Annotated in this window: 13 protein-coding genes; 10 read left to right on the forward strand and 3 right to left on the reverse strand. The window is 52.6% G+C overall.

Features of this window, described 5'->3' with window-relative positions:
* Positions 1 to 73 precede the first annotated feature (73 nt).
* From priA to rraA, 7 genes are all read left to right on the forward strand, one after another.
* Complete coding sequence (priA, locus tag OGY37_RS21475) at positions 74 to 2,272, forward strand: primosomal protein N' (RefSeq protein ID WP_048215183.1); 2,199 nt, start codon at positions 74 to 76, stop codon at positions 2,270 to 2,272.
* A 156-nt stretch (positions 2,273 to 2,428) separates the two neighbouring features.
* Positions 2,429 to 3,454, forward strand: coding sequence for a DNA-binding transcriptional regulator CytR (cytR, locus tag OGY37_RS21480; RefSeq protein ID WP_003825179.1), 1,026 nt, complete (start codon positions 2,429 to 2,431; stop codon positions 3,452 to 3,454).
* Positions 3,455 to 3,547: 93 nt separating this feature from the next.
* Positions 3,548 to 4,522, forward strand: a complete 975-nt coding sequence (gene ftsN, locus OGY37_RS21485) for a cell division protein FtsN (RefSeq protein WP_072025521.1) — start codon at positions 3,548 to 3,550, stop codon at positions 4,520 to 4,522.
* Positions 4,523 to 4,613: 91 nt separating this feature from the next.
* Positions 4,614 to 5,144 carry an ATP-dependent protease subunit HslV gene (hslV, locus tag OGY37_RS21490; RefSeq protein WP_003028805.1) on the forward strand — a complete coding sequence of 177 codons (531 nt, stop codon included), beginning with the start codon at positions 4,614 to 4,616 and terminating at the stop codon, positions 5,142 to 5,144.
* A gap of 9 nt (positions 5,145 to 5,153) precedes the next feature.
* On the forward strand, positions 5,154 to 6,485 hold the full coding sequence (hslU, locus tag OGY37_RS21495; RefSeq protein WP_003028803.1) for an ATP-dependent protease ATPase subunit HslU: 1,332 nt from the start codon (positions 5,154 to 5,156) through the stop codon (positions 6,483 to 6,485).
* A gap of 67 nt (positions 6,486 to 6,552) precedes the next feature.
* Positions 6,553 to 7,482, forward strand: a complete 930-nt coding sequence (menA, locus tag OGY37_RS21500) for a 1,4-dihydroxy-2-naphthoate polyprenyltransferase (RefSeq protein WP_149384907.1) — start codon at positions 6,553 to 6,555, stop codon at positions 7,480 to 7,482.
* A gap of 92 nt (positions 7,483 to 7,574) precedes the next feature.
* Positions 7,575 to 8,060 (forward strand): ribonuclease E activity regulator RraA, encoded by a 486-nt coding sequence (rraA, locus tag OGY37_RS21505; protein WP_079939327.1) that lies wholly within the window; start codon positions 7,575 to 7,577, stop codon positions 8,058 to 8,060.
* Between the two features lie 37 nt (positions 8,061 to 8,097).
* Here rraA and OGY37_RS21510 read toward each other — a convergent pair whose 3' ends face one another.
* From OGY37_RS21510 to zapB, 3 genes are all read right to left on the reverse strand, one after another.
* Positions 8,098 to 8,487, reverse strand: coding sequence for a hypothetical protein (locus OGY37_RS21510; RefSeq protein WP_003825190.1), 390 nt, complete (start codon positions 8,485 to 8,487; stop codon positions 8,098 to 8,100).
* Positions 8,484 to 9,152: a hypothetical protein gene (locus OGY37_RS21515; RefSeq protein WP_032934070.1), complete on the reverse strand. Its 669-nt coding sequence runs from the start codon at positions 9,150 to 9,152 to the stop codon at positions 8,484 to 8,486. The genes OGY37_RS21510 and OGY37_RS21515 overlap by 4 nt, the downstream gene beginning before the upstream one ends.
* Before the next feature lie 92 nt (positions 9,153 to 9,244).
* Positions 9,245 to 9,490 carry a septal ring assembly protein ZapB gene (zapB, locus tag OGY37_RS21520; protein ID WP_095533156.1) on the reverse strand — a complete coding sequence of 82 codons (246 nt, stop codon included), beginning with the start codon at positions 9,488 to 9,490 and terminating at the stop codon, positions 9,245 to 9,247.
* 428 nt (positions 9,491 to 9,918) lie between these two features.
* Here zapB and OGY37_RS21525 point away from each other — a divergent pair, with 428 nt between their 5' ends.
* The 3 genes from OGY37_RS21525 (at position 9,919) to glpX (ending at position 13,441) form a co-directional block, all read left to right on the forward strand.
* Positions 9,919 to 10,764: an MIP/aquaporin family protein gene (locus OGY37_RS21525; protein WP_008787032.1), complete on the forward strand. Its 846-nt coding sequence runs from the start codon at positions 9,919 to 9,921 to the stop codon at positions 10,762 to 10,764.
* Between the two features lie 22 nt (positions 10,765 to 10,786).
* Complete coding sequence (glpK, locus tag OGY37_RS21530; RefSeq protein ID WP_003028792.1) at positions 10,787 to 12,295, forward strand: glycerol kinase GlpK; 1,509 nt, start codon at positions 10,787 to 10,789, stop codon at positions 12,293 to 12,295.
* A gap of 135 nt (positions 12,296 to 12,430) precedes the next feature.
* Entirely contained in the window at positions 12,431 to 13,441 is a 1,011-nt protein-coding gene (glpX, locus tag OGY37_RS21535) for a class II fructose-bisphosphatase (RefSeq protein ID WP_003840506.1), read from the forward strand.
* The last annotated feature ends 69 nt before the right edge of the window (positions 13,442 to 13,510 follow it).

Here is a 13,510-nt window from a genome sequence, read left to right on the forward strand (position 1 = left end):
TGCAAACTGATCCGCATTCTACCCTCCACTAATGTGTATACTAACCCGCCAGATTTCAAGTCAGGATGATTCAATGCCCGTTGCGCACGTTGCCTTACCTGTTCCGCTACCTCGCACCTTTGACTACCTCCTGCCGGAAGGCTTGAGTGCCAAAGCCGGGTGTCGTGTACGCGTGCCCTTTGGCAAGCAGCAGGAGCGCGTGGGTATCGTCCTTTCCGTCAGCGAGCACAGTGAACTGCCGCGGAGCGAATTGAAAGCCGTTCTAGAAGTGCTGGACAGCGAACCGGTCTACTCGACCTCTGTCTGGCGTCTGCTGTTGTGGGCGGCTGATTATTATCATCATCCCATCGGTGACGTACTGTTTCACGCTCTGCCAATTTTACTGCGCCAGGGACGCCCGGCGACAAACGCGCCCATGTGGTACTGGTTTGCCACTGAAGAAGGCCAGGTTATTGACCTCAACAGCCTAAAGCGTTCTCCCAAGCAGCAACAGGCGCTGGCTGCGCTACGCCAGGGGAAAATCTGGCGCGACCAGGTGGCTGAACTGGAATTTAATGATGCCGCATTACAGGCACTGCGGAAAAAAGGGCTGTGCGATCTGGCGAGCGAAACACCAGGCTTTAGCGACTGGCGTACGCACTACGCGGTTTCCGGTGAGCGTCTGCGGCTGAACACCGAGCAGGCCACCGCCGTCGGGGCGATTCACAGCGCCTCAGACAGTTTTAGCGCCTGGCTATTAGCGGGCGTAACGGGATCAGGCAAAACAGAAGTCTATCTCAGCGTTCTGGAAAACGTCCTTGCCCAGGGCAAGCAGGCGCTGGTGATGGTGCCGGAGATTGGCCTGACGCCGCAAACTATTGCCCGTTTTCGCGAACGTTTTAATGCGCCGGTCGAAGTCCTGCACTCCGGTTTAAACGACAGTGAACGTCTTTCAGCCTGGCTGAAAGCAAAAAATGGCGAGGCGGCGATTGTTATCGGCACGCGTTCTTCGCTGTTTACGCCGTTTAAAAATCTCGGCGTGATTGTCATCGACGAAGAGCACGACAGCTCTTATAAACAGCAGGAAGGCTGGCGCTATCATGCGCGCGACCTCGCGGTTTACCGCGCCCATAGCGAGCAAATCCCGATTATTCTCGGCTCAGCCACTCCGGCACTGGAAACGCTGTGTAACGTGCGGCAGAACAAATACCGCATGCTGCGCCTGACGCGCCGCGCCGGAAATGCGCGCCCAGCCACTCAGCACGTGCTGGATCTCAAAGGTCAGCAGGTGCAGGCCGGTCTAGCCCCTGCGCTGATCGCCCGTATGCGTCAGCACCTGCAGGCGGATAACCAGGTGATCCTGTTTTTGAACCGTCGTGGTTTTGCGCCTGCGCTGCTGTGCCACGACTGTGGTTGGATTGCCGAATGTCCGCGTTGCGATCATTACTACACGCTACATCAGGCGCAGCACCACCTGCGTTGCCACCACTGCGACAGCCAGCGCCCAATACCGCGTCAGTGCCCTTCCTGCGGTTCGACGCATATGGTTCCGGTAGGACTCGGCACCGAACAGCTTGAGCAGGCTCTGGCACCTTTTTTCCCCGGTGTGCCAATTTCACGTATAGATCGCGACACCACCAGCCGTAAAGGGTCGCTGGAGCAGCATCTGGCGGAAGTGCATCGCGGCGGCGCACGAATACTTATAGGCACGCAAATGCTGGCCAAAGGCCACCACTTCCCGGACGTCACTCTGGTGGCGCTGCTGGACGTTGACGGCGCGCTATTCTCCGCAGATTTCCGGTCAGCAGAACGCTTCGCCCAGCTCTATACGCAGGTCTCTGGCCGTGCCGGACGCGCCGGGAAGCAAGGCGAAGTGGTGCTGCAAACGCACCATCCTGAACATCCTCTGCTGCAAACCTTGCTGTATAAAGGCTATGACGCGTTTGCCGAACAGGCGCTGGCCGAGCGACAAACGCTCCAGCTTCCACCGTGGACCAGCCATGTGATCGTGCGGGCAGAAGATCATAACAACCAGCATGCACCAATGTTCTTGCAGCAACTACGGAATCTCATTCAAGCCAGCCCGTTGGCCGATGACAAACTCTGGGTGCTCGGCCCGGTTCCCGCACTGGCGCCCAAACGCGGTGGTCGTTATCGTTGGCAAATATTGTTGCAACATCCATCACGAATTCGCCTGCAACATATCGTCAGCGGCACGCTGGCACTGATCAATACGCTACCCGATGCACGCAAGGTTAAATGGGTGCTGGATGTCGATCCCATCGAGGGATAACCCCTCACGATGCGAGGCGGATCGTAAAATTAAAGATCCATCACACTTTTTATGAAAATTCTGTAACCGCTTCCATTCACTATCTGATAAAAATGTTTCAGATGAAGGTTATCCAGGGACGAGTCTGTGCCAGCAGCTCTCTGGCGAGGAGAAAGAGTGAAACCGAATAAGCAGGTTGCCGCCGCTACGATGAAAGATGTTGCTCTGAAGGCGAAAGTCTCAACGGCAACCGTATCCCGCGCATTAATGAACCCGGACAAAGTCTCGCAGTCAACCCGTAACAAGGTTGAGCAGGCAGCGCTGGAAGTGGGATATCTACCCCAATCAATGGGACGTAACGTTAAGCGTAATGAGTCGCGTACCATTCTGGTGATTGTGCCGGATATCTGCGATCCGTTTTTTAGCGAAGTGATTCGTGGCATTGAAGTAACTGCCGCAGAACAGGGATACCTGGTGCTTATTGGCGACTGCGCGCATCAGAACCAGCAGGAAAAGACGTTTCTTAACCTCATTATCACCAAGCAGATCGATGGCATGGTACTGCTCAGCTCGCGCCTGCCGTTTGATGCAAGCGTGGAAGAGCAGCGCAATTTACCGCCAATGGTCATGTCCAACGAGTTCGCGCCAGAGCTGGAACTCCCCACCGTGCACATTGATAACCTCACCGCCGCCTTTAACGCGATGAATTATCTGCTGGAACTGGGGCATAAACGCATTGGCTGTATCGCCGGCCCCGAAGATATGCCGCTGTGCCATTACCGTCTGCAAGGCTACGTTCAGGCATTACGCCGCAGCGGAATTACGGTCGATCCGCATTTTATCGCGCGCGGTGACTTTACCTATGAAGCGGGAGCCAATGCGCTGAAGCAGCTCCTTGAACTACCGCAGCCGCCTACCGCGGTCTTTTGTCACAGCGACGTCATGGCGCTGGGCGCACTCTCTTACGCCAAACGCCAGGGTCTGAAAGTCCCTGATGATTTATCCATTATTGGCTTTGATAACATTTCGCTCACGGAATTTTGTGATCCACCCCTGACAACCGTCGCACAGCCGCGTTTCGATATCGGACGTGAAGCTATGCTGTTACTGCTCGATCAATTACAAGGGCAGAGCGTCAGCAGTGGCTCACGTTTACTGGACTGCGAGCTTATTATTCGGGGTACTACCCGGGCACTGACGTAAAGTAAAGTGCTTTCGGACTCCCCTGTCTGGTCAAAGGCCCGCCGCTTAAGTAACATGGCGGGCTGACGAACGAATAAATACAGCGAAACGATAGTGGCACAACGAGATTATGTACGTCGCGGCCAACCGGCACCTTCGCGGCGCAAGAAGAGCACATCACGGAAAAAACAACGCAATACGCCTGCGGTATCGCCCGCAATGGTTGCTATTGCTGCAGCCGTACTCGTGACCTTTATCGGTGGTCTGTACTTCATTACGCATCACAAGAAAGAAGAGTCCGAAACGCTGCAAAACCAGAAAGTCACCGGTAATGGCATCCCGCCAAAACCGGAAGAGCGCTGGCGATACATCAAAGAGCTGGAAAGCCGTCAGCCAGGCGTACGTGCGCCTACCGAACCGTCTGCGGGCGGCGAGGTGCTGAATGCCGATCAGCTAACCAATGAGCAGCGTCAGCTATTGGCGCAAATGCAGGCTGATATGCGTCAACAGCCGACACAGCTCAACGAAGTACCGTGGAACGAGCAAACGGCTGAACAGCGCCAGCAAACGCTGCAGCGTCAGCGTCAGGTGCAACAGCAGCAGTGGAACAATGCCCAGCAGCAGGCTCAGCAGCCGCGTCCACGGGCAACAGAACAGCCGTATCAGCAGCAGCAAACGCGTACAGCACAAGCCGCGCCGGTACAGCAGCCGAAAGCGCAGCCAAAACCGGCGGCGCAACAGCCGTATCAGGATCTGCTGCAAACGCCAGCGCATACCACCGCTGCTCAGCCAAAACCGCAGCCGGCCGCGCCAATAACCAATGAAACGCAGCCGCCAAAACAGACGGCTGAGAAAAAAGATGAACGCCGCTGGATGGTTCAGTGCGGATCATTTAAAGGCGCTGAGCAGGCAGAAACTGTGCGTGCACAGCTGGCCTTTGAAGGCTTTAACTCCCGTATAACCACCAATAACGGCTGGAATCGTGTGGTCATTGGTCCGGTCAAAGGCAAAGAGAATGCCGACAACACCATCAGCCGCCTGAAGGTTGCTGGTCACACAAACTGCATTCGACTCTCCACTGGGGGTTGAAACCCCCAAAATCTCCCCCATCTATACTTGCATTACGCCCCGTACACTGTGCGGGGCCTGTACATTGCATTTGTAACCAAGGGGTCTGCTCGTGACAACAATAGTAAGCGTACGCCGTAACGGCCATGTGGTAATCGCCGGTGATGGTCAGGCCACACTGGGTAACACCGTAATGAAAGGCAACGTGAAGAAAGTCCGCCGTCTGTACAACGATAAAGTCATCGCGGGCTTTGCGGGCGGTACTGCGGATGCATTCACGCTGTTTGAACTGTTTGAACGCAAGCTGGAAATGCACCAGGGTCACCTGGTGAAAGCTGCCGTTGAACTGGCAAAAGACTGGCGTACCGACCGTATGCTGCGCAAACTCGAAGCGCTGCTGGCCGTCGCAGATGAAACTGCATCGCTCATCATCACCGGTAACGGCGATGTCATCCAGCCAGAAAACGATCTGATTGCTATCGGCTCCGGCGGTCCCTACGCCCAGGCTGCTGCACGCGCTCTGCTTGAAAACACCGAGCTTGGCGCACGCGAGATTGCTGAAAAAGCGTTGGATATTGCAGGGGATATCTGCATTTATACCAACCACTTCCATACCATCGAAGAATTGAACTCCAAAGCGTAAGGATCCCCCATGTCTGAAATGACCCCACGCGAAATTGTCAGCGAACTGAACAAACACATCATCGGCCAGGATAACGCGAAGCGTTCCGTGGCGATCGCCCTGCGTAACCGCTGGCGTCGTATGCAGCTCAACGAAGAGTTGCGCCATGAAGTCACGCCGAAAAACATTCTGATGATTGGCCCGACCGGCGTCGGTAAAACCGAAATTGCCCGTCGTCTGGCAAAACTGGCCAACGCGCCGTTCATCAAAGTTGAAGCAACAAAATTCACCGAAGTCGGCTATGTTGGTAAAGAAGTTGACTCCATCATCCGCGACCTGACCGATGCTGCCATTAAAATGGTCCGCGTGCAGGCAATCGAGAAAAACCGCTTCCGTGCCGAAGAGATGGCGGAAGAGCGCATTCTCGACGTGCTGATCCCACCGGCTAAAAATAACTGGGGACAGTCAGAGCAGCCGCAGGAACCTTCTGCAGCACGTCAGGCATTCCGTAAAAAACTGCGTGAAGGCCAGCTGGATGATAAAGAGATTGAAATCGATCTCGCAGCCGCACCGATGGGCGTTGAAATTATGGCGCCTCCGGGAATGGAAGAAATGACCAGCCAGCTGCAGTCCATGTTCCAGAACCTGGGCGGTCAGAAACAAAAACCGCGTAAGCTGAAAATCAAAGACGCGATGAAGCTGCTGATTGAAGAAGAAGCGGCCAAACTGGTGAACCCGGAAGAGCTCAAACAGGAAGCTATCGATGCCGTTGAACAGCACGGGATCGTGTTTATCGACGAAATCGACAAAATCTGTAAGCGCGGTGAATCCTCCGGCCCGGACGTGTCCCGTGAAGGCGTACAGCGCGACCTGCTGCCGCTGGTTGAAGGCTGTACGGTCTCCACCAAGCACGGCATGGTGAAAACAGATCACATTCTGTTTATCGCTTCTGGCGCATTCCAGGTAGCCAAACCGTCCGACCTGATCCCGGAACTGCAGGGTCGTCTGCCGATTCGTGTCGAGCTGCAGGCGCTGACCACCAGCGATTTTGAGCGTATCCTTACCGAACCGAATGCCTCCATCACCGTCCAGTACAAAGCGCTGATGGCGACTGAAGGTGTGGACATCAACTTCACTGAATCCGGTATTAAACGCATTGCCGAAGCGGCCTGGCAGGTCAACGAAACCACCGAAAACATCGGTGCACGTCGTCTGCATACCGTTCTGGAACGTCTGATGGAAGATATTTCCTATGATGCGAGCGATTTGAACGGCCAAAGCATCACAATTGATGCCGAATATGTGAGCAAACATCTGGATGCGCTGGTCGCAGATGAAGATCTGAGCCGTTTTATCCTATAATCGCGTTCAATGCATTTTCATCACTGTTGATGGGGCTGATAAAGCCCCATTTTTATTGGCGCTAAATATGACTGAACAACAACAAATTAGCCGCTCACAAGCCTGGCTGGAAAGTTTACGACCTAAGACCTTACCGCTCGCCTTCGCGGCGATCATCGTCGGTACGGCATTAGCATGGTGGCAAGGATACTTCGATCCGCTGGTTGCTCTGCTGGCATTGATTACGGCAGGACTGCTGCAAATTCTGTCCAATCTCGCTAACGACTATGGCGATGCCGTCAAAGGCAGCGACAAGCCCGACCGTATTGGACCGCTGCGCGGTATGCAAAAAGGGGTCATCACCCAACAGCAGATGAAGCGCGCGCTGATCGTCACCGTGGTGCTGATCTGTCTGTCCGGGCTGGCCCTGGTTGCTGTAGCCTGTCACACGCTGGCGGATTTTGTCGGTTTCCTGGTGCTCGGCGGCCTGTCGATTATCGCCGCGATCACTTACACCGTGGGTAATCGCCCTTACGGATATATCGGCCTGGGCGATATTTCTGTGCTGGTATTCTTCGGCTGGCTCAGCGTAATGGGAAGTTGGTATCTGCAGGCGCATACGTTGATTCCAGCGCTGATTCTGCCTGCCACCGCCTGCGGCCTGCTGGCAACCGCCGTGCTCAACGTCAACAACCTGCGCGATATCAACAGCGACAGAGAGAACGGCAAGAACACGCTGGTCGTACGTTTAGGCGCTGTTAATGCCCGCCGCTACCACGCCTGCCTGCTGATGGGGACGCTGGTCTGCCTGGCGCTGTTTAACCTGTTCTCACTGCAAAGCCTGTGGGGATGGCTGTTTATTCTCGCCGCTCCGTTGCTAATCAAACAGGCGCGTTACGTGATGCATGAGATGGATCCGGCGGCAATGCGCCCAATGCTGGAACGTACTGTAAAAGCGGCATTGTTAACTAACCTGCTGTTTGTCGTTGGAATTTTCTTAAGTCAGTGGTCTCTTTAACTGACAAATATCAATTAACAATTGATGATTTTGCCAACAGTACACATAGCGCGATATACTAAAAATTCTCGCAGCAACTGAACGTTAAGCCTATGAAATACGATACATCCGAGCTTTGTGACATCTATCAGGAAGATGTCAACGTCGTGGAACCGCTGTTCTCTAACTTTGGAGGACGGGCGTCGTTTGGCGGACAAATCATCACGGTAAAATGTTTCGAGGACAACGGGTTGCTGTACGATCTGCTCGAACAAAATGGCCGTGGTCGTGTTCTGCTGGTCGATGGCGGCGGTTCTGTTCGTCGTGCGCTGGTCGATGCCGAACTGGCGCGCCTGGCAGTACAGAATGAATGGGAAGGTCTGGTCATCTACGGCTCAGTCCGCCAGGTAGACGATCTGGGAGAGCTGGACATCGGCATTCAGGCGATTGCCGCGATTCCGGTAGGCGCCTCAGGTGAAGGCATTGGGGAAAGCGATGTACGCGTCAACTTCGGTGGCGTGACGTTCTTCTCCGGCGACCACCTGTACGCCGATAACACCGGGATAATCCTCTCCGAAGACCCGCTCGATATCGAGTAAGCGAAAAAGGCCATCAGCAAATTTGATGGCCTTTTTTTCATTCATTTGATTCGTAATGAATGACTTTAATATCATACTTTTTATATTTTTCTTCGACAACGATACTCATCGTCTCACGACTGACAGGATAAGTTTCGATATAAGCATTTAATTTATCCTCAGCTATCTGAATGCCACTCTTTTGTATCCCGGTAAAAATTATCTCACTGCGTTGAAGATGACTACCATCATCTGCATAGCTTACAAAAAACCAGTCGTTAGATATCCTTGGAGCCTGTTTAAGAGGTTTCGGTGTTAGCAGATGATAAAACAATAAATTCTGCTGAGTGTAGATTTTTTCTGTATAGATGCTCACCATAAAATGACAATAAAATAGCGCAATAAAAAGCATAAACACAATAATAAATCCTGATCTCCTGGATTTCATATGTGAAGTTCCCGAACATAATCAGGATTAGCAATAGGTCTTATTACATCCATAAATAAAGGTAATTCACCCGAATAGGGTTCATGTCTCTTATCTTTATTGATAGGGTCAGGAAACAGTAACGGAATAACACTTTTATTCTTAAACTCACCAACTGGGCCATAGAAGTCCCAGATTCGATAAGCCTTTTCTTTCGAGCATATCTGAAGGTAAGAGGTGTAATCTGCATAATTTACCGCTTGGTAAAAACCAAATAGATTTGAGACCAAATCTTCAGCACTATAACCACTATCCGTTAAATAAACATAAGGCCAAAAGTCCTGTAAGGACTCAAAGCGATGTGACGTACCTAAGAATATTGATAAAGCAATACCTTGTAAGGTTCGCTCCTGCAATCCTCGGCGCACCATAAATCTACGATATATACCAGTATTGATATTTATGCCATGAATGTTTTTGGACATACTTTGATGATAATTCACTTCATAAAACTCACTATCACCACCACGAGGCCTTGTCATTTCAAACCATAATTTTTCAGCCCCTGCCGGATTAGCATGGCCTAAATCAATCCATCCTAAATTATCTGTATAGATAAGACCATATCTAATATCTCTGGTGATAAGTCGATCCGAATCATCAATAATATCGTTTCTTTTTGTCATATCGTATTCTTTGATATTTAAAAAATACGATATCCTAATCTCTACATAGCAAAAAGGCATCCATTATGGATGCCTTTTTCAAGAAATCAGAATTAGACTTCTTCCATACGACCCAGCAGGGCATGCAGACGATCCTGCCAGCCGCTCTGCTGTTCTTTCAGGCTGTTGTTCTCACGCTCCAGTTCTTCACGCTGCTGCTGTGCAGTCTGAACTTCCTGCGACAGTGAGTTGTTCTTTTCTTTCAGCTCTTCGATTTCCATCTGCAACAGCGTGATGGTATCAATCGCCTGCTGTACTTTTGCTTCCAGTTTCTCAAACACTTCTAATGACATCGTCATACCTCTCCTGAATTGCAAGGCGTTGATGGATAAAAATCCTCGTCCCGATAACCGGCGACGCCTTAATAAAAACGAGCGCACTCTACTTAACACCGATTGTATGAAGCCGCGTCATCCCTGTCCAGCGGCATCCCGCGCAGATTGCGGTTTGCAACACTTTTAGTCTTTCTCCTGGTGACATTACTGTCATAACTCTTAAGTGTTAACAGGTTGATCAGTGAAATGATTCAGCTCACACTATTTTTGTATAACAAATACCTCACAATGGCGCGAAAACGCTCATTTTGTTGATGCAGTACACACATTTTAATTTCGATATTTCTCGTTTTTGCGCGTTAACGATAAATTAACAGTGTGCCTACCGGCTCCGGGGATGTCAGTGACCTTCTCGCACACAATAAACATTAAACTCTCTTCAGGATCCGATTATGAGTCAAACATCAACCTTAAAAGGCCAGTGCATTGCTGAATTCCTCGGTACCGGGTTGTTGATTTTCTTCGGTGTGGGCTGTGTCGCTGCACTTAAAGTGGCTGGGGCTACTTTCGGTCAGTGGGAAATCAGTGTCATCTGGGGTCTGGGGGTAGCGATGGCTATCTATCTGACCGCAGGCGTTTCTGGTGCACACCTGAATCCCGCGGTAACCATCGCACTCTGGCTGTTCGCCTGTTTTGATAAACGCAAAGTTGTTCCTTTTATTATTTCGCAAATTGCCGGCGCCTTTTGCGCAGCGGCACTGGTTTACGGGCTTTATTACAATCTTTTCCTCGATTTCGAACAAACTAACCATATCGTACGCGGCAGTACCGAGAGCCTGGGTCTGGCAGGTACTTTCTCCACCTATCCGAACCCGCATATCAATTTTGTGCAGGCCTTCGCGGTTGAAATGGTCATTACCGCTATTCTAATGGGGCTGATTCTGGCTCTGACCGACGATGGTAACGGTGTACCTCGTGGTCCGCTGGCACCACTGCTGATCGGCTTGTTGATTGCCGTTATTGGTGCTTCCATGGGTCCGCTGACAGGTTTTGCAATGAACCCGGCACGTGACTTCGGACCGAAACTCTTCGCCTGGATGGCCGGATGGGGTGAGATTGCCTTCACGGGTGGTCGCGATATCCCTTACTTCCTGGTTCCGGTGTTTGGCCCGATTACCGGCGCGATTTTGGGCGCATGGGCATATCGCAAACTGATTGGTCGTCATTTACCGTGCGATGTCTGCGCGATTGAAGAAAAAGACGTTGCGGCCAACACTCAACAAAAAGCTTCGCAGTAATGTGACTACGGGACAAAAAATTATGACTGAAAAAAAATATATCGTTGCGCTCGACCAGGGCACCACCAGCTCCCGCGCGGTCGTAATGGACCACGATGCGAATATCGTTGCCGTTTCACAGCGCGAATTCGAACAAATCTACCCGAAAGCCGGTTGGGTAGAACATGACCCAATGGAAATTTGGGCGACCCAAAGCTCCACGCTGGTAGAAGTTCTGGCGAAAGCCGATATCAGTTCCGATGAAATTGCAGCGATCGGTATTACCAACCAGCGTGAAACCACCATCGTCTGGGAACGCGAAACCGGTAAACCAATCTATAACGCCATTGTGTGGCAGTGCCGTCGTACCGCGGATATCTGCGAAAAGCTCAAACGTGACGGCATGGAAGAGTACATCCGTAACAACACCGGTCTGGTTATTGACCCGTACTTCTCCGGTACCAAGGTGAAGTGGATCCTCGACCACGTAGAAGGCTCGCGTGAGCGCGCTCGTCGCGGCGAACTGCTGTTTGGTACCGTAGACACCTGGCTTATCTGGAAAATGACGCAGGGGCGCGTACACGTCACAGATTACACCAACGCCTCGCGTACCATGCTGTTCAACATCCACTCCCTGGACTGGGATGACACGATGCTGGATGCGCTGGATATTCCGCGTGCAATGCTGCCTGAAGTGCGTCGCTCTTCTGAAGTGTACGGCCAGACCAACATCGGTGGTAAAGGCGGTATTCGTATTCCTATCTCCGGTATCGCCGGTGATCAGCAGGCGGCGCTGTTTGGCCAGCTGTGCGTGAAGGAAGGGATGGCGAAAAATACTTACGGTACCGGCTGCTTCATGCTGATGAACACCGGCGAGAAAGCCGTTAAGTCCGAAAACGGACTGCTCACCACCATCGCCTGCGGACCGACCGGGGAAGTGAACTACGCGCTGGAAGGTGCGGTATTTATGGCTGGCGCCTCCATCCAGTGGCTGCGCGATGAAATGAAACTCATCAGCGATGCATTCGACTCCGAATATTTCGCCACCAAAGTGAAAGATACCAACGGTGTGTACGTCGTTCCGGCATTTACTGGCCTGGGCGCACCGTACTGGGACCCGTATGCTCGCGGCGCCATCTTTGGTCTGACCCGTGGGGTAAACTCCAACCACATCATCCGCGCCACGCTTGAGTCTATCGCTTACCAGACTCGTGATGTTCTGGAAGCGATGCAGGCTGACTCCGGTATTCGCCTGCACGCCCTGCGTGTTGATGGCGGTGCGGTCGCCAACAACTTCCTGATGCAGTTCCAGTCCGACATTCTCGGCACGCGCGTTGAGCGCCCGGAAGTCCGCGAAGTCACCGCATTGGGTGCGGCATACCTGGCTGGTCTGGCAGTAGGCTTCTGGCAGAATCTGGATGAGCTGCAGGAAAAAGCAGTCATCGAGCGTGAATTCCGCCCAGGCATCGAAACCACCGAACGTAACTTCCGTTACAGCGGCTGGAAAAAAGCGGTCAAACGCGCCATGGCGTGGGAAGATCACGACGAGTAATACGTCATAGCCGGATGGCAACTGTGCCTTATCCGGCAATATCTTCGTGCGGGGGCAACCCCGCACACACATCAATAATCTCGCCCCCTCCCCTGTGCTACACTTCGCGCCATTCCTTTCAGCTACGAGTTTGCAATGAGACGAGAACTTGCCATTGAATTTTCACGCGTGACCGAAGCGGCCGCGCTGGCTGGCTATAAATGGCTGGGCCGCGGCGATAAAAATACCGCTGACGGCGCGGCGGTAAACGCCATGCGTATTATGCTCAACCAGGTCAACATTGACGGCACCATCGTGATTGGCGAGGGCGAGATCGATGAAGCGCCGATGCTGTTTATCGGTGAGAAAGTCGGGACCGGTCTTGGTGATGCGGTCGACATCGCCGTCGATCCTATCGAAGGCACACGCATGACGGCAATGGGTCAGGCAAACGCGCTGGCCGTACTGGCTGTTGGCGATAAAGGTTGCTTCCTGAACGCGCCAGACATGTACATGGAGAAGCTGATTGTCGGCCCAGGCGCAAAAGGGTCTATCGACCTGAACCTGTCGCTGGAAGCCAACCTGCATAACGTTGCCGCTGCACTCAATAAGCCGCTGAGTGAACTGACCGTCACCATTCTGGCCAAGCCACGCCATGATGAAACGATCGCCGAAATGCAAAAACTGGGCGTGCGCGTCTTTGCTATTCCAGACGGTGACGTTGCAGCCTCCATTCTGACCTGCATGCCAGACAGTGAAGTTGACGTGCTGTACGGCATTGGCGGCGCACCGGAAGGCGTGGTTTCTGCCGCCGTCATCCGCGCGCTGGACGGCGACATGCAGGGCCGTTTGCTGGCACGTCATGACGTCAAAGGCGACAGCGAAGAGAACCGTCGCATTGGCGAACAAGAACTGGCTCGTTGCGCCGCCATGGGCATTGAAGCGGGCAAAGCGCTGCGCCTCGATGAAATGGCGCGTAGCGACAACGTCATTTTCTCCGCCACCGGCATCACCAAAGGCGATTTGCTGGAAGGGATTAGCCGTAAAGGTAATATCGCGACCACCGAAACGCTGCTGATCCGCGGCAAATCACGTACGATCCGCCGCATTCAGTCGATTCACTACCTCGATCGTAAAGATCCCGATGTGCAGGCGCACATCCTGTAATTGATTTGATCAATAGAGCCTTCCAGCCCATATGGGCTGGAAATCTTTCGTCCAACGAACGAAGATAAG

Origin of the sequence: Citrobacter sp. Cpo030 (genome assembly GCF_030333005.1) — a bacterium.
Lineage (GTDB): Bacteria > Pseudomonadota > Gammaproteobacteria > Enterobacterales > Enterobacteriaceae > Citrobacter > Citrobacter portucalensis.

Coding starts and splice junctions, on each gene's coding strand:
- priA (WP_048215183.1), top strand. CDS start 74: ATGCCCGTTGCGCACGTTGCCTTACCTGTTCCGCTACCTCGCACCTTT.
- hslU (WP_003028803.1), top strand. CDS start 5,154: ATGTCTGAAATGACCCCACGCGAAATTGTCAGCGAACTGAACAAACAC.
- menA (WP_149384907.1), top strand. CDS start 6,553: ATGACTGAACAACAACAAATTAGCCGCTCACAAGCCTGGCTGGAAAGT.
- rraA (WP_079939327.1), top strand. CDS start 7,575: ATGAAATACGATACATCCGAGCTTTGTGACATCTATCAGGAAGATGTC.
- OGY37_RS21510 (WP_003825190.1), bottom strand. CDS start 8,487: ATGAAATCCAGGAGATCAGGATTTATTATTGTGTTTATGCTTTTTATT.
- OGY37_RS21515 (WP_032934070.1), bottom strand. CDS start 9,152: ATGACAAAAAGAAACGATATTATTGATGATTCGGATCGACTTATCACC.
- zapB (WP_095533156.1), bottom strand. CDS start 9,490: ATGACGATGTCATTAGAAGTGTTTGAGAAACTGGAAGCAAAAGTACAG.
- OGY37_RS21525 (WP_008787032.1), top strand. CDS start 9,919: ATGAGTCAAACATCAACCTTAAAAGGCCAGTGCATTGCTGAATTCCTC.
- glpK (WP_003028792.1), top strand. CDS start 10,787: ATGACTGAAAAAAAATATATCGTTGCGCTCGACCAGGGCACCACCAGC.
- glpX (WP_003840506.1), top strand. CDS start 12,431: ATGAGACGAGAACTTGCCATTGAATTTTCACGCGTGACCGAAGCGGCC.